At 64.8% G+C, this 20392-nt stretch carries 20 protein-coding genes; 9 read left to right on the forward strand and 11 right to left on the reverse strand.

The window, feature by feature from the left end; all coding sequences use genetic code 11:
* Nucleotides 1-3: 3 nt before the first annotated feature.
* From LB541_RS08400 to mnmE, 6 genes are all read right to left on the reverse strand, one after another.
* Nucleotides 4-630 (reverse strand): DUF1326 domain-containing protein, encoded by a 627-nt coding sequence (locus tag LB541_RS08400; RefSeq protein WP_140563872.1) that lies wholly within the window; start codon nucleotides 628-630, stop codon nucleotides 4-6.
* A 314-nt stretch (nucleotides 631-944) separates the two neighbouring features.
* A complete protein-coding gene (locus LB541_RS08405) occupies nucleotides 945-1832 on the reverse strand; it encodes a ParB/RepB/Spo0J family partition protein (RefSeq protein WP_140491933.1) in 888 nt (295 codons plus the stop codon).
* Between the two features lie 57 nt (nucleotides 1833-1889).
* The gene (locus tag LB541_RS08410) at nucleotides 1890-2690 is read right to left on the reverse strand and encodes a ParA family protein (protein ID WP_140491929.1); all 801 of its coding nucleotides are present in this window, start codon (nucleotides 2688-2690) and stop codon (nucleotides 1890-1892) included.
* 57 nt (nucleotides 2691-2747) lie between these two features.
* A complete protein-coding gene (gene rsmG / locus LB541_RS08415) occupies nucleotides 2748-3380 on the reverse strand; it encodes a 16S rRNA (guanine(527)-N(7))-methyltransferase RsmG (protein ID WP_140514096.1) in 633 nt (210 codons plus the stop codon).
* Nucleotides 3377-5251, reverse strand: a complete 1875-nt coding sequence (gene mnmG / locus LB541_RS08420) for a tRNA uridine-5-carboxymethylaminomethyl(34) synthesis enzyme MnmG (protein WP_224618167.1) — start codon at nucleotides 5249-5251, stop codon at nucleotides 3377-3379. Before mnmG ends, rsmG begins: the two co-directional genes overlap by 4 nt.
* Nucleotides 5252-5780: 529 nt before the next feature.
* Nucleotides 5781-7103 carry a tRNA uridine-5-carboxymethylaminomethyl(34) synthesis GTPase MnmE gene (gene mnmE / locus LB541_RS08425; RefSeq protein WP_224618168.1) on the reverse strand — a complete coding sequence of 441 codons (1323 nt, stop codon included), beginning with the start codon at nucleotides 7101-7103 and terminating at the stop codon, nucleotides 5781-5783.
* Nucleotides 7104-7167: 64 nt separating this feature from the next.
* Between mnmE and LB541_RS08430 the strand changes: the two genes are divergently transcribed.
* Entirely contained in the window at nucleotides 7168-9204 is a 2037-nt protein-coding gene (locus tag LB541_RS08430) for a thioredoxin domain-containing protein (protein ID WP_224618169.1), read from the forward strand.
* A gap of 158 nt (nucleotides 9205-9362) precedes the next feature.
* Here LB541_RS08430 and rho read toward each other — a convergent pair whose 3' ends face one another.
* The 3 genes from rho to hemE all read right to left on the reverse strand — a co-directional run bounded on the left by rho (nucleotide 9363) and on the right by hemE (nucleotide 12370).
* Nucleotides 9363-10628: a transcription termination factor Rho gene (gene rho, locus LB541_RS08435; RefSeq protein ID WP_140491913.1), complete on the reverse strand. Its 1266-nt coding sequence runs from the start codon at nucleotides 10626-10628 to the stop codon at nucleotides 9363-9365.
* A gap of 174 nt (nucleotides 10629-10802) precedes the next feature.
* Nucleotides 10803-11339: a protoporphyrinogen oxidase HemJ gene (gene hemJ, locus LB541_RS08440; RefSeq protein ID WP_140491911.1), complete on the reverse strand. Its 537-nt coding sequence runs from the start codon at nucleotides 11337-11339 to the stop codon at nucleotides 10803-10805.
* Nucleotides 11339-12370, reverse strand: a complete 1032-nt coding sequence (gene hemE / locus LB541_RS08445) for a uroporphyrinogen decarboxylase (RefSeq protein ID WP_140514100.1) — start codon at nucleotides 12368-12370, stop codon at nucleotides 11339-11341. Before hemE ends, hemJ begins: the two co-directional genes overlap by 1 nt.
* Before the next feature lie 403 nt (nucleotides 12371-12773).
* Between hemE and LB541_RS08450 the strand changes: the two genes are divergently transcribed.
* The 5 genes from LB541_RS08450 (at nucleotide 12774) to dnaQ (ending at nucleotide 16477) form a co-directional block, all read left to right on the forward strand.
* Nucleotides 12774-13595 (forward strand): pyruvate, water dikinase regulatory protein, encoded by an 822-nt coding sequence (locus LB541_RS08450; protein ID WP_140491905.1) that lies wholly within the window; start codon nucleotides 12774-12776, stop codon nucleotides 13593-13595.
* Nucleotides 13596-13652: 57 nt separating this feature from the next.
* Nucleotides 13653-14252: a Maf-like protein gene (locus tag LB541_RS08455; protein ID WP_140879387.1), complete on the forward strand. Its 600-nt coding sequence runs from the start codon at nucleotides 13653-13655 to the stop codon at nucleotides 14250-14252.
* The gene (locus LB541_RS08460; RefSeq protein ID WP_224618170.1) at nucleotides 14245-15087 is read left to right on the forward strand and encodes a shikimate dehydrogenase; all 843 of its coding nucleotides are present in this window, start codon (nucleotides 14245-14247) and stop codon (nucleotides 15085-15087) included. The genes LB541_RS08455 and LB541_RS08460 overlap by 8 nt, the downstream gene beginning before the upstream one ends.
* Complete coding sequence (coaE, locus tag LB541_RS08465) at nucleotides 15084-15665, forward strand: dephospho-CoA kinase (RefSeq protein WP_224618171.1); 582 nt, start codon at nucleotides 15084-15086, stop codon at nucleotides 15663-15665. The genes LB541_RS08460 and coaE overlap by 4 nt, the downstream gene beginning before the upstream one ends.
* 107 nt (nucleotides 15666-15772) lie before the next feature.
* The gene (gene dnaQ, locus LB541_RS08470) at nucleotides 15773-16477 is read left to right on the forward strand and encodes a DNA polymerase III subunit epsilon (RefSeq protein ID WP_140514104.1); all 705 of its coding nucleotides are present in this window, start codon (nucleotides 15773-15775) and stop codon (nucleotides 16475-16477) included.
* A gap of 175 nt (nucleotides 16478-16652) precedes the next feature.
* Here dnaQ and secB read toward each other — a convergent pair whose 3' ends face one another.
* The gene (gene secB, locus LB541_RS08475) at nucleotides 16653-17150 is read right to left on the reverse strand and encodes a protein-export chaperone SecB (RefSeq protein WP_140491875.1); all 498 of its coding nucleotides are present in this window, start codon (nucleotides 17148-17150) and stop codon (nucleotides 16653-16655) included.
* A gap of 167 nt (nucleotides 17151-17317) precedes the next feature.
* On the reverse strand, nucleotides 17318-17818 hold the full coding sequence (locus LB541_RS08480) for an FxsA family protein (RefSeq protein WP_140625318.1): 501 nt from the start codon (nucleotides 17816-17818) through the stop codon (nucleotides 17318-17320).
* Between the two features lie 214 nt (nucleotides 17819-18032).
* Between LB541_RS08480 and LB541_RS08485 the strand changes: the two genes are divergently transcribed.
* From LB541_RS08485 to LB541_RS08495, 3 genes are read left to right on the forward strand one after another with little or no spacing between them, the layout of a single operon-like run.
* A complete protein-coding gene (locus LB541_RS08485) occupies nucleotides 18033-18737 on the forward strand; it encodes a Tim44/TimA family putative adaptor protein (protein ID WP_140514105.1) in 705 nt (234 codons plus the stop codon).
* Between the two features lie 24 nt (nucleotides 18738-18761).
* Nucleotides 18762-19865: a murein transglycosylase A gene (locus LB541_RS08490; RefSeq protein WP_224618172.1), complete on the forward strand. Its 1104-nt coding sequence runs from the start codon at nucleotides 18762-18764 to the stop codon at nucleotides 19863-19865.
* Nucleotides 19862-20392, forward strand: a complete 531-nt coding sequence (locus tag LB541_RS08495) for a Smr/MutS family protein (protein WP_140625316.1) — start codon at nucleotides 19862-19864, stop codon at nucleotides 20390-20392. The genes LB541_RS08490 and LB541_RS08495 overlap by 4 nt, the downstream gene beginning before the upstream one ends.

Below are 20392 nucleotides of genomic sequence, written 5' to 3' on the forward strand. Positions count from 1 at the left end.
CGGCTACTGCTGGCCGGACCAGTTGATCGGGGCGTAATGTCCGTTCCGGCGGGAATTGTCCCAGCTCATGCCATGGTCGCTGAATGTACTGCCTTCCGCCCCCATCGCCAAGGCGAGCCAGTCGGGATTGACGGGATGGCCAGTGGCCGCCCACATCTGCCCGTCCTCGCGCATCGTCGGCAGCGGCTCGACCGCCATTCGCATGACGCCGGCAATCTCCGCCGACCGCTTCTTGCCGTCTATCCGGTAGCTTATCGGCACCTTCTTGGCGCCGAGATTCGTGCCGATCAAGGGTGCCAGCACCGCCATGGGGCCGCCCGCGACGCCAGTGAAGATGGCGCCTAGCGCCTCTGTCTGCCTGTCATCGGCCCGTTCGTCGATATAGGCGGCGGCCGTCCAATCGCCGTCTGCCATCGGACCCGGCGTGTGGGCAACCATGGCGACGCTGAGCCCATCCAACCGAACGTCGCCGTAACTGCCCGTATCGATATGAAAGACCAGACCGACGTCGCAAAAGCCTTTCGTCGGCCTTGATGTCAGCTGCGCGTTGGTGGACAGCAGGCAAGGACACACGACATCGCAGCTACAGTTTTCGAAGTAACTTCCGGACAATTGCCAACGGACTGCCATTTGCACCTCCCATTTGCGTCAGGCGCGCGTCGGCATATTGCTTTGGCGAGGCGGTGCCATTTCACGCCTGTTGCAGGAATGGCAGATAGCCCTCGCCGCGACTGACCGGCACGCTAGGGCAATTAATTTAAGCCTTGTCTAATAGAGGTTACGCCGTTGCCGGGCACTGTCAAGCCGCGAGCGCGGCTGGCGACGGATGCCGATGGCGCTGCTTTTTCGCCAATCGCCAGCGCTTCAAACGAAAGGGCTGGCGGACAGCCAGCCCTCGTTTTCCCTGCGTTGTAGCTTCCGCTTTGTTGAAGTTCGCCGGCTAACTACCGCTCTTGTTTCAATCTCCGACACAGCTCGTCAAGCTGCTCCAGCGTCCGGTACGCCACGCGAATCTCGCCGCCTTTGTTCGTGTGGTCGATGGTCACGATCATGCCGAGCGTGCCGGTCATCAGCTTTTCCAGCGCCAGCGTGTCGGCGTCTTTTTCCGGCGCGCTTTTCGCCTGCTTCGGCTTCGCCGGGGTCGGACCGGCCGGCATCTGCGCCAGCGCTTCGGCCTGGCGCACCGAGAGCCCTTCCTCGACGATGCGCTTGGCAAGCCCTGCCGGGTCCTCCGCCGTCACCAGCGTGCGGGCATGGCCCGCCGACAAGGCCCCGTCGACCAGCATGTCGCGGATCACGTCGGGCAGCTTCAGCAGCCGCAGCGTGTTGGCGACATGGCTGCGGCTTTTGCCGATGACCTGGCCGAGATCGGCCTGGGTGTAGCCGTGATCGTCGATGAGCTGCTGATAGCCGAGCGCTTCCTCGACCGGGTTGAGATCGGCGCGCTGGACGTTCTCGATGATTGCCAGTTCCAGCGCCGTGCGGTCGTTGACCTCGCGCACGATGACCGGGATCTCGGTCAATCCGGCGCGTTGCGCGGCACGCCAGCGCCGCTCGCCGGCGATGATCTCGTAGCGCCCGGCCTGCGACGGCGAAGGCCGCGCCACCACCGGCTGCACCACGCCATGCTCGCGGATCGATTGCGCCAGGTCGGTCAACTCGGCGTCGCCGAAATGCCGGCGCGGGTTTTTCGGATTGGGCGTCAGGAACTCGATCGGCACCTTGCCGTCGGCACTCATCCCAGGCTTCTCCGGCGCGCTCGGACGGTCGATCTCGCCGATCAGCGCTGCCAGCCCGCGGCCCAGTCTCTTTCTCGAAAGGTCTTCGCTCATTTCGGTTCCAGATTGTTTCGGTATCGAATCGGCTTTTGCTCCATGCGCGGCCGCTTGTTAAGCGGCGCGCAATTTACGCTCGCGGCGGATCACTTCCGACGCAAGCTGCAGATAAGCCTGGCTGCCGGAGCATTTGAGGTCGTAGAGGATCGCCGGTTTGCCGTAGGACGGCGCTTCAGAGACCCGCACATTGCGCGGGATGATGGTCTCGTAGACCTTGTCGCCCATATGCTCGCGCACGTCCTGCACCACCTGGTTGGCGAGGTTGTTGCGGCCGTCATACATGGTCAGCACGATGCCCTGGATGGTGAGATCCGGGTTGATCGAGCGGCGCACCTGCTCGACGGTTTCGAGCAGCTGGCTGAGACCTTCCAGCGCGAAGAACTCGCATTGCAGCGGCACCAGAACGGAATCGGCCGCCGCCATCGAATTCAAGGTCAAGAGATTGAGCGACGGCGGACAGTCGATCAGCACATAGCCAAACCCGGCCGAACGCGCCGATGCGGCGCGCAGGGCGTTGCGCAGCCGCAGCACCCGGTCCGGCGCCGAGGCGATCTCCATCTCGATGCCGAGCAGGTCGAGGGTCGACGGCACGATCGACAGGCCGGGCACCGCCGTCGGGATCGCCGCCTCCTCCAGCTCCAGCTCGCCGGTCAGCACGTCATAGGACGACACCGTGCGGTCCTTGCGGTCGATGCCGAGGCCGGTGCTGGCATTGCCTTGCGGATCGAGGTCGACGATCAGCACCTTCTCGCCGATCGCCGCCAGCGCGGTGGCCAGGTTGATGGCAGTGGTGGTCTTGCCGACACCGCCCTTCTGGTTGGCTACGGTGATGATTCGAGGGCCGTTCTTCATCATGGGTCTATGCCAGGAATTCATTTTGGGTCGCCAACACGGATTTGGACAGGTCTTTGTTCAGACAGGTCGCACATTGGACAGTTCAAGGATGACGCCGCCAGGGTCGGTCATGCTTGGATGTTCTACCAGATCGAAGCTCCAGCGGTTAACGCTTTCTTGCACTTCGGCGCGGTAATCCCGGCCTTTGTGGAACAGCCCACGCGCGCCTGATGTCAGCCACGGTCCCGCCAGCTCAAGCAAGGTCCAAAGCGGCGCCAGCGCCCGCGCCGTGACGATTTCCGGTGCCGCGACAAGCGCATGGCTGTCATCGATGCGGCGCGCCACGACACGCGCCGGCAGGCCGAACTGGCCGACGACGGCTTGCAGGAATCCCGCTTTCTTGCGATTGCTCTCGACCAGGTCGATGCTGGCGCCGTCACGCTCGGCAAGCAGGAACGCCAGGACCAGTCCCGGAAATCCGCCGCCCGAGCCGATATCGACCCATCGCCGCGCTTTGTCCTCGATTCGCCAGAGCTGCGCGCTGTCCAGTATGTGGCGTTGCCAGACATCGCCGGCCGTCGACTGCGCGACGAGATTGATGCTGCGGTTCCATTTCTGGAACATCCCTTCGAACACCACGAGGCGATCGAATGTTTCACGTGAAACCGGACCGGCGGCGTTGCGCAGGCTCTCCCAGGAGCCAGCGCTCACGCGACGTCCCTTTGCGCGCTCTCGGAATGCCTGATATGAGCGACGATGATGGCCAGCGCCGCCGGCGTCATGCCTTCCATGCGCTGCGCGTCGGCAACCGAACGCGGTCGCCGCGCATGCATCTTCTGCTTCAGCTCGTTCGATAGTCCCGGCACCTCGGCGAAGTCGAGCGACTCGGGGATGAGCCGGCTTTCCTCGTGCCGGATTTGGGCGACGTCGCTCTTCTGGCGATCGAGATAAACCGAATATTTCGCTTCCGTTTCGAGGCGCTCCGCCGTCCTGGCGTCGATCGTCCCGAAATTCCTATCGATTCGGGCCAGCCAAGCCACGTCGACGCCGGGATAGGCGAGCAGTTCATAGGCGGATCTGCGCACGCCGTCGCGATTGACCTCCAGCCCGTGGCGCGCCGCCTCGTTGGGTGTCAGCTTTACGCCGAGCGCCAGCCGGCGCGCTTCGGCGAGGCGCTGCTCCACCTCGCCGAACCGCTGCATCCGCCGGGCTGACGCTATACCCAGCCTTGCAGCCAGCGGCGTTAGCCGCTCGTCGGCATTGTCGGCGCGCAGCGAAAGCCGGAATTCGGCGCGCGAGGTGAACATGCGGTAAGGCTCGCTGATGCCGCGGCTGGTCAGATCGTCGACCATGACGCCGATATAGGCTTCGGTGCGGCTGAGCACGATCTGCTCGCTGCCCGACGCCCGCCTTGCGGCATTGAGGCCCGCGAGCAGGCCTTGCGCGGCGGCCTCCTCATAGCCGGTCGTGCCGTTGATCTGCCCGGCGAGGAACAGGCCGCCGACGCGCTTTGTCTCCAGCGTCGGATGGAGCTCGCGCGGGTCGACATGGTCATATTCGATGGCATAACCGGGCTGCAGCATCACCGCTCGGTCCAGCCCCGGGATGGTCTTCAAGATTTCGAGCTGAACCTCCTCCGGCAGCGAGGTCGAGATGCCGTTGGGATAGACCGTGTCGTCGTCCAGGCCTTCCGGCTCGAGAAAAATCTGGTGGCCTTCGCGGTCGCCGAACTTGACGATCTTGTCTTCGATCGACGGACAGTAGCGCGGCCCGACGCCTTCGATCGAGCCCGAATACATGGCCGAGCGCCCGAGATTGGCGCGGATCAGTTCATGCGTGGCCGCGGTCGTGCGCGTGATGCCGCATTCGATCTGCGGCGTCTCGATGCGGTCGGTCAGCAGCGAGAACGGCACCGGTTCGTCATCCGCCGCCTGGCTTTCCAGCGACGCCCAGTCGATCGTGCGCCCGTCGAGGCGCGGCGGCGTGCCGGTCTTCAGCCGGCCGAGCTTGAAGCCTGCGCGGCTCATCGTCGCCGACAGCCCTAGGCTCGCTTGTTCGTTCATGCGGCCGGCGACAATCTTCTTCGCGCCGATATGGATCAGCCCGCGTAGGAAGGTTCCGGTGGTCAGGACCACCGCGCCGCTGGCAAGGCGCCGGCCATCGGCCAGGAGAACGGCGCGCAGGCATCCCGAATCGTCGATGTCGAAGTCGAGCACCTCGCCCTCGATCACATCGAGACCGTTCTGCTGCCGGATCGCTTCCTGCATGGCGAGCCGGTAAAGTTTCCGGTCGGCCTGGGTGCGCGGGCCGCGCACGGCCGGCCCCTTGCGCCGGTTGAGCAGGCGAAACTGGATGCCGGCGGCATCCGCCACCCGGCCCATCAGCCCGTCCATGGCATCGATCTCGCGCACCAGATGGCCCTTGCCGAGCCCGCCAATGGCCGGATTGCAGGACATCACGCCGATCGTGTCGAAACGCAGCGTCACCAGCGCTGTCCTGGCGCCCGCACGCGCAGCCGCGCTGGCCGCCTCGCTGCCCGCATGGCCGCCACCCACCACAACCACATCATAGTGATCGGTCATTTCAAACGCCCTGGATTCGAAGTTTGGTGGAGAGATGTCCTCGCAGCGGGACGGTGTCAAGAAACTTCGCGGGAGTTTCACGTGAAACAGGACGGCGAACCTCGTTGCGTGTTTCACGTGAGTCAAGTGCTAGGTCGGCACCGACCCTCATCCGCCTGCCGGCACCTTTTCTCTAGTGACGGGGAGAAGGGAATCGGCCGCAACGCCGGCGCCCATTCTTGCAACGTTAGCAATTGGCCAAGCCGGCGATGACAGCACCCCTCTCCCCGTCACTTTACGGGGAGAGGATGCCGGCAGGCAGGTGAGGGGCAGCGCCGACGCTGGCGATTGGCCCGGCGCAGCCGTTTCACGTGAAACAACGTCGGGTCGGAGAGCCTTTCTGTTTCACGTGAGTCATCGGCCGGGGCCGTCGTGATAAGAGCCGAGGTCAGCGCTGCCCCTCACCCGCCTGCCGGCACCTTCTCCCCGTACAGTGACGGGGAGAAGGGAGGCTCGACGGCGTCCGCGCCCCGACAATGTTCCACGTGAATCATTTCCCGATGCAGAACTGCGAGAAAATCACATCCAGCATGTCCTCGACATCGACGGCGCCGACGATCCGGCCGAGCCGGTCGGCGGCCAGCCGCAGATCCTCGGCGCGCAGTTCCTGCCCGGCGTCCGGGCTCTCGGCCGCGCGCAGCAGGAAGCGGTTGGCTTCGCCTAGCAATTCAACGTGGCGAAGCCGTGAGGGCAGGATGTCGCCCGCTTCGGCGACCTGCGCGGCCGCGAGCCTGGCGATTTCGGTCAACAGCTCCGCCACGCCGGTCCCGTCCTTCGTCGAGATGGCGCGATCATAGCCCCCGGCAGCGGCTTGCCCGTGCACCAGATCGAGCTTGGTGCCCACGCGCAGGGTCGCGATCCCCTCGCGTTGAAGAGCAACGGGATGTGGGTCGGCCATATCCTCGAGGATGAGCAAGAGGTCGGCGCCATGCGCCTTGGATCGCGCCTTCTCGATGCCGATCGCTTCCACCTTGCCGGCCGCATCGCGCAGGCCTGCGGTGTCGGTCAGCCTGACCCGCAGGCCTTCGAGGTCAAGTACGATCTCGAGCAGGTCCCGCGTCGTGCCCGGCTCATCCGTTACAATAGCTGCATCGCGCCGCGCCAAAGCGTTGAACAGGCTCGACTTGCCGGCGTTTGGGGCGCCGAGGATAACGACCTCGAACCCGTCGCGGAGGATTTCGCCGGCACGAAACCCGGCAATGTGGCGGTCGATCTCCCCAATCATCGCCGAGACGTCAGACCAGACCGTGTCCGAAACGGACCCGGGAATATCGTCCTCGTCGGCAAAGTCGATCTCGGCCTCGATCATGGCGCGCGCATGGATCAGCCGCTGCCGCCAGCTCAGATAAAGCTCGGCTTGCGCGCCCTCGGCATTCTGCACCGCGAAGCGCCGCTGCGCCTCGGTCTCGGCGTTGACCAGATCGGCCAGCGCTTCCGTCCTTACCAGATCGACCTTGCCATTGAGGAAGGCCCGGCGCGTGAACTCGCCCGCTTCGGCGTGCCTGACGCCTTCGAAACCGGCGATCGTCTCCAACAGCCTCGCCACCACGGCGCGGCCGCCATGCACCTGGAATTCCGCCACGTCCTCGCCGGTGAAGCTGCCGGGGCCGGGGAAAAAGATCACCAGGCCACTGTCGAGCACGCCGCCATCGGGCGCCCGCAGCTTGCGCAGGCTGGCCACGCGCCCCTTAACCATACCGCCGGCGATCGTTTCGACAACGAATCGAGTCTTTGGCCCCGAAGTGCGGATGACGGCGACGCCGGCCGGCAGGCGGCCGCTGGAAAGCGCGACGATGGTGTCGGCCGAAATCATTTGCCCGCCTTGTTGGACCGCACTAGCTTCACTATCCAACCCCTGTTTCGCCGGACCGCTCATCGTGACACTGCCTGCGCAAAATCTGCTTGCCGACGAAGCCAGCCCCTATTTGCAGCAGCACAGCGGCAATCCGGTGCATTGGCGGGCCTGGTCGCCGGCGTCGCTTGACGAGGCGAGGGCGCTGGATCGGCCGATCCTGCTGTCGATCGGCTATGCCGCCTGCCACTGGTGCCACGTCATGGCCCATGAAAGCTTCGAGAACGATGACGTCGCCGCCGTCATGAACCGTCTGTTCGTCAATATCAAGGTCGACCGTGAGGAGCGTCCCGACATCGACCAGATCTACATGGCGGCGCTGTCCTCGATGGGCGAGCAGGGCGGCTGGCCGCTGACCATGTTCCTGACGCCGGACGGCAAGCCGTTCTGGGGCGGCACCTATTTCCCGCGCGAGCCGCGCTATGGCCGCCCGGGCTTCATCCAGGTGATGGAGGCGATCGACAAGGCCTGGCGCGAGAAAAGAGGCAGCCTGAACCAGAGCGCCGACGGGCTGACTTCGCATGTCGAGACCCGGCTCGCCGGCGCGCATGCCCGCACCGCGCTCGACCCCGACACGCTTGCCGCGCTCGCCAGAGGCATAGACGGCATGATCGACAAGGATCTCGGCGGCTTGCGCGGCGCGCCGAAATTCCCCAATGCGCCATTCATGCAGACACTGTGGCTGTCGTGGCTGCGCGACGGCAATGCCGGTCACCGCGACGATGTCCTCCTGAGCCTCGAACGGATGCTGGCCGGCGGCATCTACGATCACGTCGGCGGCGGTCTCAGCCGCTATTCCACGGACGCGCAATGGCTGGTGCCGCATTTCGAAAAGATGCTCTACGACAACGCGCAACTCATCCGTTTTTGCAACTGGGCCCATGCCGCGGGCGGAAAGGATTTGTTCCGGGTCCGAATCGAGGAGACCGTCGACTGGCTGCTGCGTGAGATGGGCGTCGATGGCGGCGCCTTCGCCGCCAGTCTGGATGCCGACAGCGAGGGCGAGGAGGGCCTTTTCTACACCTGGAGCCGGGAAGAGATCGAGGCCGCGCTCGGCGACGATTCACCGTTGTTTTTCAATCACTTCACACTCTCCAGCCCACCCGGCTGGGAAGGCAAGCCCGTTGTCCACCAGACGCCGGCCCAGCAGGGGCAAGGCATTGCCGAGCAGCCGCTTCTGGCCGCTCTCAAGGCAAGGCTGCTGGCAGTCCGTGAACGGCGCGTCAGGCCAGGCCGCGACGGCAAGGTCCTCGCCGACTGGAACGGCCAGATGATCGCAGCACTTGCCGAGGCCGGCCGCTCGCTGGCGCGGCAAGACTGGATCGACGCGGCCAAGACCGCATTCGACCAGATCGCCTCCGCCGCCGAGGGCGGACGGCTGCCGCACTCCATGCTCGGCGCCAAGAAACTGTTCCCGGCCCTGTCGAGCGACTATACGTCGATGACCAATGCGGCGATCGCCCTGTTCGAAGCCACCGGCGACTGGAGCTACGCCGATCGGGCCCGGCAATTCGTCGAGCAGCTCGACCGCTGGCACGCCGATGCCGACGGCACCGGCTATTATCTCACGGCATCCGACAGCACCGACGTGCCGATCCGCATCAGGGGCGATGTCGACGAGGCTATTGCGTCGGCCACCGGTCAGGTCATCGAGGCGCTGGTCCGGCTCGCCGCGCTGACCGGCGATCTCGACCTGCAGGAGAAAGCGACGAAAGTCGCCGAACATGCCGCCGGCCGCGCGGCGCACCAGGCCTATGGCCAGGCCGGCATCGTCAACGCCTCGGCGCTCGCCATAGAGCCGCTAAAGCTGGTGCTTGTGGACGATCTGGCGAATCCGACGCTCGTTCCAGTAGCGAATCGCAATCCCGATCCGCGTCGGGTGGATATTGTGGTGGCGATCGGTACACAGGCGAATCGAACGCTGTTGCCGGGCGGGATCCTGCCTCCCGCCGACAGGCCGGGCGCGTGGCTGTGCACGGGGCAGGTGTGTTTGCCGGCGGTGAGCGATCCGGATGAATTGGAAGGGCTATTGCGACGAAGACCACAGAGTTCGTCATCCTAGGGCGAAGCTCCGTCGCGGAGACCCTAGGATCCATGCCGTGACTTTCGAGCGCTGCAACAGGTGGAAGATCCAGTCCGCCGCGCTCTTTGGCCGAGGCCATGGCATGGATCCTCGGGTCAAGCCCGAGGATCACGAAGAAGTGGAGTTCGCTCTGCGAACTACGTATTCATCGAATCGAAGAAGTCCGCGTTGGTCTTGGTCTGCTTCAGCTTGTCGATGAGGAACTCGATCGCGTCGGTTGTTCCCATCGGCGCCAGGATGCGGCGCAGCACGAAGATCTTCTGCAGGTCAGCGCGCGGCACGAGCAGGTCTTCCTTGCGCGTACCCGACTTCAGAATGTCCATGGCCGGGTAGATGCGCTTGTCGGCGACCTTGCGGTCGAGCTGGATTTCGCAGTTGCCGGTGCCCTTGAACTCTTCGAAGATGACTTCGTCCATGCGGCTGCCGGTGTCGATCAGCGCGGTGGCGATGATGGTCAGCGAACCGCCTTCCTCGATGTTGCGGGCCGCGCCGAAAAAACGCTTCGGCCGCTGCAGCGCATTGGCGTCGACGCCGCCGGTCAGCACCTTGCCGGAAGACGGCACCACGGTGTTGTAGGCGCGGCCGAGGCGGGTGATCGAATCGAGCAGGATGACGACGTCGCGGCCATGCTCGACCAGCCGCTTGGCCTTCTCGATGACCATTTCGGCGACCTGCACGTGGCGCACCGCCGGCTCGTCGAAGGTCGAGGAGATCACCTCGCCCTTCACCGAGCGCTGCATGTCTGTCACTTCCTCCGGCCGCTCGTCGATCAGAAGCACGATCAGGTAGCATTCCGGATGGTTGGCGGTAATCGAGTGGGCGATGTTCTGCATGAGAACCGTCTTGCCGGTACGCGGCTGCGCGTTGATCAACGCGCGTTGGCCCTTGCCGATCGGCGCCACCAGGTCGATCACGCGCGGCGAGATATCTTTGGAGGTCGGGTTGTCGATCTCCATCTTCAGCCGCTTGGTCGGATAGAGCGGCGTCAGATTGTCGAAGTGGATCTTGTGGCGGATCTTTTCGGGATCGTCGAAATTGATCGTGTTGACCTTGAGCAGCGCGAAATAGCGCTCGCCCTCTTTCGGACTGCGGATCGGCCCCTCGACCGTATCGCCGGTCTTGAGCGAAAAGCGCCGGATCTGCGAGGGCGAAATATAGATGTCGTCGGGGCCCGGCAGATAATTGGCGTTGGCCGAGCGCAGAAAACCGAAACCGTCCTGCAAGACTTCGACCACGCCGTCGCCGATGATCTCGATGTCCTGGGCGGCCAGCTTCTTGAGGATTGCGAACATCAGCTCCTGCTTGCGCATGACGCTGGCGTTCTCCACCTCGAGCGATTCGGCATAGGCGATCAGCTCTGGCGGTTTCTTGTTCTTGAACTCGGTGAGTTTCATTTCTTGCATTAGGATAGACTCTGGGTAGGCTTTTGGGAGGAAATCGGCGGGATGCGATAAATGCCGGGCGCGGCCAAAAGCAATGAAGGGCGGCGCATGACGGGAAGGAAGACCCGTCTTTTATCGTCGGCCGGCTGAAAGAGCAAGCCGCCTTTTAGCAGGTCGTGAGAGAGGTCCGAAGGTTCAGAACGGCTTGACGACGACCAGGATCACGATAGCGATCATCAGCAATGTGGGGATCTCGTTGACGATCCGCCAGTGCCTCGCGGGTTTTTCGTTACGATCCTCAGCGAATTTTCGCACAGCGCCGGCCAGATAGCCGTGGATGCCCGACAGAACCAGCACCAGCGCGATCTTGCCGTGCAGCCAGCCGCCCTGGAAACCGAAACCTTTCCAGGCCAGCCATAGGCCGAACACCCAGGTGACGATCATCGCCGGGTTGATGATGCCGCGCAGCAGCCGGCGCTCCATCACCTTGAAAGTCTCCGACTGCACCGAACCCTTCTCGGCGTCGGCGTGATAGACCAGCAGCCGCGGCAGATAGAGCATGCCCGCCATCCACGAAATGACGGCAAGAACGTGGATCGCCTTGGCCCAGAGATAGAAGCCGTCTGGGGCCGCCAGAAACAGCAGCGCGGTGAGCACGACCAGGGCCGCGATGCCGATCACCATGCGCATCATCGCCTGGCCCGTGCTGTTGGTGTTGCTCATCCCGGCCATCAGCGTGTCGCGCTCCTCACCAGTTTCACCATCGCCTCGACATGCGCAATCGGCGTTTCCGGGGTAATGCCGTGGCCAAGATTGAAGATCAACGGTCCGCTTCCCAGGCTCTCCAGGATCGCGCTGACGCCGTCGGCCAGCGCCTTGCCGCCGGCGACCAGCCGCAGCGGATCGAGATTGCCCTGGACGGCCCCTTCCCGCTGCAACGCCTTCGCTGTCTCCAGCGGCACCGTCCAGTCGATCCCCAGCCCCGTGACGCCGGTCTTCTCGCGATAGCTCCGGTAGCGCGCGCCGGCGCCCTTGGGAAAACCGATGATCGGCACATCGGGATGGACCGCTCGAACCTGCCTCACGATCTCGGCCACCGGCTCGACGCAGAACAGCTCGAAACAAGCATCGTCGAGCACGCCGGACCAGGAATCGAATATCTGCACCACATCGGCGCCGGCCTCGATCTGCCTGATGAGATAGGCGGCCGAATGATCGGTCAGCACCTTGAGCAGCCGACGAAACGCCGCCGGCTCCCGATAGGCGAACAGCCGCGCCGGCGCCTGGTCCGGCGTGCCGTGCCCGGCGATCATGTAGGTCGCCACCGTCCACGGCGCGCCGCAGAAGCCGATCAGGGCGGTTTCATCGGGCAGTTTCGCCCGCAACCGGCGAACCGTCTCGTAGACCGGTTCGAGATTCACGTGAAACACCGTGCTGTCCAGGGCCGCGATTTCAGCCGCCGTGATCGGCGTCAGCAGCGGCCCTCGCCCCTCTTCGAAGCGTACGTCGCGGCCAAGCGCATGCGGAACGACAAGGATGTCGGAGAACAGGATCGAAGCGTCGAAGCCGAAGCGCTCGATCGGCTGCATGGTCACCTCGAAGGCAAGGTCGGGATCATAGCAGAGGTCGAGGAATGAACCTGCGCGTCGGCGCGTCTCGCGGTATTCCGGCAGATAGCGCCCGGCCTGGCGCATCATCCAGAGCGGCGGCGGAAACACTGTCCCACCCTTCAGCACGTCCAGCATGATCCGTCTTGCAGGCATAGAGCGCTCGCCTCTCCCGGCTTCCCTTTAATCAAATATCTTATTTTAAAGAATCTTCTGATTCTAAGAGTCTGTTGGTTGTGGTGGTTGTCACCTGTCCCGCTTTGGCCGTCAAAACACCAGCAAGCATATTGTCGCGCATTTCCAATCGCCCCTTGCAGGGTTCTGGGGACGAGCCGGAATCTTCCATTGGACTCAACACGCTAGAGCAGCGATCCTGCAGGTACGTCCTGTGGACAGACAAAAGGCAGAAATCTCCGTCCACGGACTTGTCCCCAGCCGCCCGACGAAGCCTACAGCGCATCGAATTGTGGACAAACCGGCATCTGATACAGTCGCTCCGGCCGGCGGGTTTTCCGAACCCTGCTTTATCCACATCCGCCCACAGCCCTAGGTAAACCCTGTGAACAAACCCCAGAGCTTCTTCCACCTGCACCTGATCTCCGACGCCACCGGCGAAACGCTGCTCGCGGCCGGCCGCGCGGCTTCGGCGCAATACAAGGATGCGCGCGCCATCGAGCACATCTACCCGCTCATCCGAACCGAAAAACAGGTGGCCAAAGTGTTCGAGGACATCGAGGAGGAGCCGGGCATCATTCTCTACACCGTCGTCGACCAGAAGCTGGCGCGCGGCATCGACGAGCGCTGCGCCGCCATGGGCCTGCCCTGCGTCTCCGTGCTGGAGCCGGTGCTCACCGTCTTCCAGTCCTATCTGGGCACGCCGGCCGGCCGCCGCGTCGGCGCCCAGCACGTCCTCGATGCCGAATATTTCCGCCGCATCGACGCACTCAACTTCACCATGGAACATGATGACGGCCAGTTGCCGGCCAATATGGACGATGCCGACATCGTGCTGGTCGGCATTTCGCGCACGTCCAAGACGCCGACCAGCATCTATCTCGCCAACAGGGGCATCAAGACCGCCAACATTCCGATCGTGCTCGGCGTGCCGGTGCCCGAAAGCCTGGTCAACGCCAGGACGCCGCTGATCGTCGGCCTTGTCGCCACCGCCGAACGCATCTCGCATGTCCGCCAGAACCGCATCCTCGGCAACAGCAGCGCCTATGTGCCAGGCGACTATGTCGACCGCGCCGCCATCAACGAGGAGCTCGCCTATGCCCGCCAGATCTGTACCCGCCATGGCTGGCCGATGATCGACGTCAGCCGCCGCTCGATCGAGGAAACGGCGGCGGCAATCGTTGCCCTGCGGGGGAAGACGCGGTAGGTGCAGGTGAGATAAGTGAGGGGTGCGCGACGGAACGCCAATCCTGGGTGAACCAGCATGACCGAAAAAATCATCCTCGCCTCCGGCAGTCCGTTCCGCAAGGCGATGCTCCTCGGTGCCGGCATCGACGTCGAGGCGGTTGCGCCTGATGTCGACGAGCGCGCGCTCGAGGCGCCCCTGCAAGGCAGCGGCGCCTCGCCCGAGGATGTCGCGCTGGTGCTGGCCGAAGCCAAGGCCACCGAAGTAAGCGAGCGCAGGCCCGGCGCGTTGGTGCTCGGCTGCGACCAGACGCTGTCGCTCGGCGACGAGGTGTTCCACAAGCCGGCCGACATGGAAGGGGCGCGCCGCCATCTGCTGGCGCTGTCGGGAAGGACCCATCAGCTCAACAGCGCCGCGGTCCTGGTCCGCGACGGCGAGGTGCTGTGGCGCCATGTCGGCATCGCCAGCCTCACCATGCGCAAGCTCGATCCGGCCTTCATCGGCCGCCACCTGGCGCGCGTCGGCTCAAGGGCGCTGTCGAGCGTCGGCGCCTACCAGGTCGAAGGCGAAGGCATCCAGCTCTTCGAGAAGATCGAGGGCGACCACTTCACAATCGTCGGCCTGCCGCTGCTGCCGCTGCTGGCCGAACTGCGCACGCTGGGAGCGATCGATGGCTGAGGCGACCAAAAAGGCCTTCGTCACCGGTCACCCGATCAAGCATTCGCGCTCGCCGAAGATCCACGGCCACTGGCTGGCCAGATACGGCATCGACGGCAGCTACCAGGCGATCGATGTCGCGCCGCAGGATTTCGCCGAATTCCTGAGCACATTGCAAGCGAACGGCTATCTCGGCGGCAACGTCACCATCCCGCACAAGGAGGCGGCGTTCGCCCTGATCGAGCGCCGTGATGAGGCAGCCCAGCAGATCGGCGCCGTCAACACGCTGTGGCTGGAGGGCGGCCAATTGTGGGGCGGCAACACCGACAGCCATGGCTTCGCCGCCAATCTCGACGATCATGCGCCGGGTTGGGCGTCCAATGGCCCGGCGGTGGTGCTCGGCGCCGGCGGCGCCTCGCGCGCCGTCATCCACGCGCTGAAGCAGCGCGGCATCCGCGATATCCGCATCGTCAACCGCACGCTTGCCCGGGCGGTGGAATTGCGCGACCGGTTCGGCGCCGGTGTCTCGGCGCATGGCATGGCGGCGACCGGTGAACTGCTTGCCGATGCCGGCCTGCTCATCAACACCACGGCGCTCGGCATGCAAGGCAATGAGGGTCTGGCCGCCGACCCGGCCCTTTTGCCGGACCACGCGATCGTCACCGATATCGTCTATGTGCCGCTCGAGACGCCGCTGCTTGCGGCGGCAAGCGCGCGCAAGCTGAAGACGGTGGACGGCCTCGGCATGCTGCTCAACCAGGCGGTGCCGGGTTTCGAGCGCTGGTTCGGCGTGCGGCCCCAGGTCACACCCGAATTGCGCGCGCTCGTCGAAGCCGATCTGGCGCCAAAACCATGATCGTGCTCGGCCTCACCGGTTCGATCGGCATGGGCAAGTCGACCACCGCGAAAATGTTTGCCGAGGCCGGCATCCCGGTCCACGATTCCGACGAGACGGTGCATCGCCTCTATGCCGGCAAGGCAGCCCCCCTGGTCGAGGCCGCGTTTCCAGGAACCACCGGCGCCGGAGGCGTCGACCGGGCAAAGCTCGGCGCTCGGGTGCTTGGCGATGCGGCCGCGCTGAAAAGGCTGGAAGCGATCATCCATCCGATGGTGCGCGCCGACGCCGACGCGTTCCTGGCGCGCAACCGCGCCGCCGGCGCGCCGCTTGCCGTCCTCGACATTCCGCTCCTGTTCGAAACCGGCGGCCGCGACCGCGTCGACAAGGTCGTCGTCGTCACCGCGCCGGCCGAAGTCCAGCGCCAGCGCGTGCTGGCGCGGCCCGGCATGAGCGAAGAGAAACTCGCCTCCATCCTGGCCAGCCAGGTGCCGGATGCGCAAAAGCGCCGCCAGGCCGACTTCGTCATCGATACCAGCCGGGGCCTGGATGCCGCGCGGGCTGAGGTCAAAGCTATCATCGCGGATTTGAGAGGTTAGATCGGCGCCTCTTTTCCGTCTCCCACAGGGGGAGAAGGAAAAAAGTCATTGCCCATTGCCATTTTGTTCCGCTCTCACGATTCTGCTCACCAGGAGCGACTGATTCGATGCGTGAGATCATTTTCGATACGGAAACCACCGGCCTCGACATGCGCGACGACCGCATCATCGAGCTTGGCGGCGTCGAGCTGGTCAACCGCTTTCCGACCGGCAAGACCTTCCACCACTACATCAACCCGCAGGGCCGCTCGATCCATGCCGAGGCGCAGGCCGTGCACGGCATCAGCATGGCGGACCTGCAAGGCAAGCCGTCCTTCGCCGAGATCGTCGAGGAGTGGATCGCCTTCACCGACGGCGCCAAGCTGGTCGCACACAATGCCACCTTCGACATCGGATTCCTCAATGTCGAGTTCGGCCGGCTCGGCCATCCGGCCGTCGACATCGGGCGCGTCGTCGACACGCTGGCGCTGGCGCGGCGCAGGCATCCGATGGGTCCCAATTCGCTCGACGCGCTCTGCCGGCGCTATGGCATCGACAATGCGCGGCGCACCAAGCACGGCGCCTTGCTGGATTCGGAGCTGTTGGCCGAAGTCTATATCGAGCTGATCGGCGGCAAGCAGACGGCTCTGATCCTGGACACCGTTTCAGTGCAGATGAACGGCGCGGGCGAAGTGGCAGACATCGATATCTCGGTCGGCGCACGGCCGATCGCCCTGCCCCCGCGGCTGAGCGAAGCCGAGCGCGCTGCGCATGCCGGCATGGTCGCCACGCTGGGTGAGAAGGCGCTGTGGCTGAAGGTGATGGGCGCCTAAGCGCGCCGTTCTCCTCGCCTTCGTCATCCTACGGCGGAGCAGGAGCGAAGCGACGTCGCGGAGACCCTAGGATGACGAGGTCGGGGGCTCTGCGGCCAAACCGGCCACACCAGCCTCTAAAACGAAAAACCCGGCGCGAGGCCGGGTCTTTCTGCAATATCCGTACGAGCCGGAATCAGCTCACCTGGACCTTCGACGCCGCCTGATCCTCGGCCAGCTTCTGCTGGAACATCTGCGCGAAATCGATCGGGTCGAGCATCAGCGGCGGGAAGCCGCCATTGCGCGTTGCCTCGGCGATGATCTGCCGGGCGAACGGGAACAGCAGCCGCGGGCATTCGATGAACAGGATCGGCAGCATGTGTTCCTGCGGGAAGCCACTGATGGCGAAAACGCCGCCATAGACCAGCTCGACATTGAACAGCACTTCCTGGTCGAAGGACGCCTTGGCGTTCAGCGTCAGGTTGACGTCGAACTGCTTGTCGGAGAGCGGATTGGCGTTGACGTTGACGTTGATGGCGATGCCGGGCGCCTTATCGCGGCCGCGCAGCGAGTTCGGCGCGCCGGGGCTCTCGAAGGAAAGGTCCTTCACATACTGGGCAAGGACGTTGAGCGAGGGCTGCGCCGTGTTGCCGTTTCCGTTGGCGCCGACCGGCGCGTCATCTTTGCTGGCCATGAGCCTTGTGTCCTTTTGCCTGGGCAGCATTGCTGACCGAATTGAAATCGGGCGTTCGCTACCATGGCCGGCATGACAAGACAAGGTTTGCCGCCTTGCGACCGGAGGGGATCCAGACTGCGTCGAGATTCAGGTCAGGCCGGCATCACCTGAACATCAATATAGCCTCAGTCGTCCTTCAGGCGGCGCCATGGCGAATTGTGGTCCGGCCCGCGCTTGAAATCGTCTTCGCGCGAATAATCGCCGTCGTCGAGGTCGATGACCTTGTCGCGCGGCCGGCCGCGGAAGCCGCCGGCCGAGAAATTCGTCGCCACCACGATGCGGCCCTTGAGCCTGCGCCAGGCAAGATCGCGCACCGGCGGCAGGAACAGGAGAATGCCGAAAATGTCCGATATGAAGCCCGGGATGATCAGCAGGATCGCGGCGAGCACGATCATGGCGCCGTGCGCGAGCTGGCGGCTCGGATCGCGGCCGGCCCCCATCTCGGTGCTGATGCGGCTCATGACGCCAAAACCCTGATGCCTGAGCAGCAGCGCCCCGGCGATGCTCGAGGCGAGCACCAGGCCGACCGTCGCCAGCGCGCCGATCTGGCGCCCGACTATGACGAAGCCGGCGATCTCCAGCAGCGGAAGCGCCAGAAGAAAAACGGGAAATAACGAAATGCGCAAGTCTTGCCGACCCTTCCGATCGTTCTGGCGTTGGTCTGTTTTGCCTGCCAGCGGGCCGCCGGCCGCTGGCGCCGAGGCTGTTAGATAGGTATGGCTGCCTTTGATTTGAATGATTGCGCCTTGCGTTCTATATGGTTTGCATGTTGAACGCTATGCGACCGCTGCCCTGTTGGCCGGGCGGTCCGGCCGAGGGCAGGATTGATTGGCGGAAGATATGGGTTTCTTCGACTTCGGCACGATTTTCTTTCTGATTGCGGCAGTTGTGATCTTTTTCCAGCTGCGCAATGTGCTGGGCCGTCGTACCGGCAGCGAACGGCCGCCTTTCGATCCCTATACCGCCGCCCGCACCGGCGACAAGGATGCGCAGAAATCCGAGAATGTCGTGTCGCTGCCGCGCAAGCGCCAGCCCGGCGAGCCGGCCGGCGAGGTCTATGCGGCCATCGACGCCTTTGCCAAGCCCGGAACCGACCTCAACAAGGGCCTGCGCACGATCAAGGACAACGATCCGTCCTTCGACCCGAAGGGTTTCGTCGACGGCGCCAAGATGGCTTACGAGATGATCGTCATGGCCTATGCCGACGGCGATCGCAAAACGCTGAAGAACCTTCTGTCGCGCGATGTCTATGACGGTTTCGTCGCCGCGATCGGCGAGCGCGAGGCGCGGTCGGAAAAGATCCAGTCTTCCTTCGTCGGCATCGACAAGGCCGACATCGTCTCGGCCGAGATGAAGGGCGGCGAGGCGCATGTCACGCTGCGCATCATCAGCGAGCTGATTTCGGCGACGCGCGACAAGGCCGGTGCGGTCATCGACGGCGACCCCGAAACCGTCGCCGAGGTCAAGGACGTCTGGACCTTCGCCCGCGACACGCGCTCGCGCGACCCGAACTGGAAGCTCGTCGCCACCGAAGAAGAAGATTGAATCCCTGACCGCGGCGGGCCTGTCGTGTCCTTCCATCAGGCATTCAGCGAAAGATCCTTCGGCGCTCTGCCCGGCTGGGATGACGACGACCATCTGGCGGCCTTCGAGGCCTTTCGCCGCTCCGCTTTCCATGTCCTGGCCAAGCCCTATCGCAGCGGCGCGCTCGGCGTCGACTTCGACGCCTTTGCCGGTGCCTATGCCGAGGCGCGCGCGGCCCCTCCTGCCAGCCGGTCTGAGGCCCGCGCCTTCTTCGAGCGTCATTTCGTCCCCATGCAGGTGCGTCCAGAGACCGGCGCCGGCCTCGTCACCGGCTTCTACGAACCGGAGGTCGAGGCCTCGCCGGTGCGCACGGAGCGTTTTGCCGTGCCGCTTCTGTCGCGTCCCGCCGATCTCGTCGATGTCGACGACGCCAACCGGCCCGACGGAATGGACCCCTATCTCGCTTTCGCGCGCCGGACGCCGGACGGGCCGGCCGAATATTTCGACCGCGGCGCGATCGAGCGCGGCGCGCTCGCCGGCAAGGGCCTGGAGATCGCCTGGCTGGCCGACAAGGTCGATGCCTTCTTCATCCATGTGCAGGGCGCGGCGCGGCTTCTCATGACCGACGGCCGGCTGTGCCGCGTCACCTATGCCGCCAAGTCCGGCCAGCGCTTCACCGGGCCCGGCAAGGTGTTGAGCGAGTTCGGCGAGATCCCGCTGGAAAACGTGACGATGCAGTCGATCCGCGCCTGGTTCAGGGCGCATCCGGGCCGCGTCGACGAGATCCTGTGGCGGAACCGTTCCTATATCTTCTTCCGCGAGGCCGCGGTCGAGGACGCAACGCTCGGGCCGATCGCCGCCGCCAAGGTGCCGCTGACCCCGGGCCGCTCGATCGCCGTCGACCGGCTGCTGCACACATTCGGCACGCCCTTCTACATCGACGCGCCATCGCTGACGGCTTTCGAGGCAAAACCGTTCCGGTGCCTGATGATCGCGCAGGACACCGGCTCCGCCATCACTGGGCCGGCGCGCGGAGATCTCTTCGCCGGGTCGGGCGACGCCGCCGGCGAGATCGCCGGCGTGGTGCGCAATCCGGCCGATTTCTACGCACTGGTGCCGCGCCCGCTCGTCTCGGGGTCCAAGCCATGACCCGCCGCAGCGACAGATTGAGCGAGGACGACCGGGTGCTGTGGAACCTGGTGGCGCGCACGGCCAAGCCGCTGAAGGGCAAGGCCGCCGTGCCTGTCCCGGATTTCGGCATCGAGGCGAAGCCGGCGCCGACGCAACAAGCCCGGCCCGTTGCCGGTCCGGCAGGCGCGGCGAAGCCGAAGGCCCAGCATGTCTCCCATGTGCTCGACGAGCCGACGCTGGACAAACTATCGAAAGGCCGGCTGCCCATCGAAGGCCGCGTCGACCTGCACGGCATGACGCAGGACGAAGCCTATTCGCTGCTGTTTTCCTTCCTGCACCGCGCGCATGCCGGCGGCATCCGCTATGTCCTGGTCATCACCGGCAAGGGCTCTTCGTCGGGCGGCGACGGCGTGCTGCGCCGCGCGGTGCCGGCCTGGCTGTCGACGCCGGCGTTCCGGCCGCTGGTCTCCAGTCACGATCACGCCGCGCGCAATCATGGCGGCTCGGGCGCGCTCTATGTCAGGCTGCGGCGGGTCCGGTCGTGA

Source organism: Mesorhizobium sp. BR1-1-15 (genome assembly GCF_020165475.1).
Taxonomy (GTDB): Bacteria; Pseudomonadota; Alphaproteobacteria; order Rhizobiales; family Rhizobiaceae; genus Mesorhizobium.

Excerpts from the sequence above, each read along its gene's own strand:
- LB541_RS08400 (WP_140563872.1), bottom strand. The coding sequence starts at position 630 with ATGGCAGTCCGTTGGCAATTGTCCGGAAGTTACTTCGAAAACTGTAGC.
- LB541_RS08405 (WP_140491933.1), bottom strand. The coding sequence starts at position 1,832 with ATGAGCGAAGACCTTTCGAGAAAGAGACTGGGCCGCGGGCTGGCAGCG.
- LB541_RS08410 (WP_140491929.1), bottom strand. The coding sequence starts at position 2,690 with ATGATGAAGAACGGCCCTCGAATCATCACCGTAGCCAACCAGAAGGGC.
- mnmG (WP_224618167.1), bottom strand. The coding sequence starts at position 5,251 with ATGACCGATCACTATGATGTGGTTGTGGTGGGTGGCGGCCATGCGGGC.
- mnmE (WP_224618168.1), bottom strand. The coding sequence starts at position 7,103 with ATGATTTCGGCCGACACCATCGTCGCGCTTTCCAGCGGCCGCCTGCCG.
- rho (WP_140491913.1), bottom strand. The coding sequence starts at position 10,628 with ATGCAAGAAATGAAACTCACCGAGTTCAAGAACAAGAAACCGCCAGAG.
- hemJ (WP_140491911.1), bottom strand. The coding sequence starts at position 11,339 with ATGGCCGGGATGAGCAACACCAACAGCACGGGCCAGGCGATGATGCGC.
- hemE (WP_140514100.1), bottom strand. The coding sequence starts at position 12,370 with ATGCCTGCAAGACGGATCATGCTGGACGTGCTGAAGGGTGGGACAGTG.
- LB541_RS08455 (WP_140879387.1), top strand. The coding sequence starts at position 13,653 with ATGACCGAAAAAATCATCCTCGCCTCCGGCAGTCCGTTCCGCAAGGCG.
- LB541_RS08460 (WP_224618170.1), top strand. The coding sequence starts at position 14,245 with ATGGCTGAGGCGACCAAAAAGGCCTTCGTCACCGGTCACCCGATCAAG.
- coaE (WP_224618171.1), top strand. The coding sequence starts at position 15,084 with ATGATCGTGCTCGGCCTCACCGGTTCGATCGGCATGGGCAAGTCGACC.
- dnaQ (WP_140514104.1), top strand. The coding sequence starts at position 15,773 with ATGCGTGAGATCATTTTCGATACGGAAACCACCGGCCTCGACATGCGC.
- secB (WP_140491875.1), bottom strand. The coding sequence starts at position 17,150 with ATGGCCAGCAAAGATGACGCGCCGGTCGGCGCCAACGGAAACGGCAAC.
- LB541_RS08485 (WP_140514105.1), top strand. The coding sequence starts at position 18,033 with ATGGGTTTCTTCGACTTCGGCACGATTTTCTTTCTGATTGCGGCAGTT.
- LB541_RS08495 (WP_140625316.1), top strand. The coding sequence starts at position 19,862 with ATGACCCGCCGCAGCGACAGATTGAGCGAGGACGACCGGGTGCTGTGG.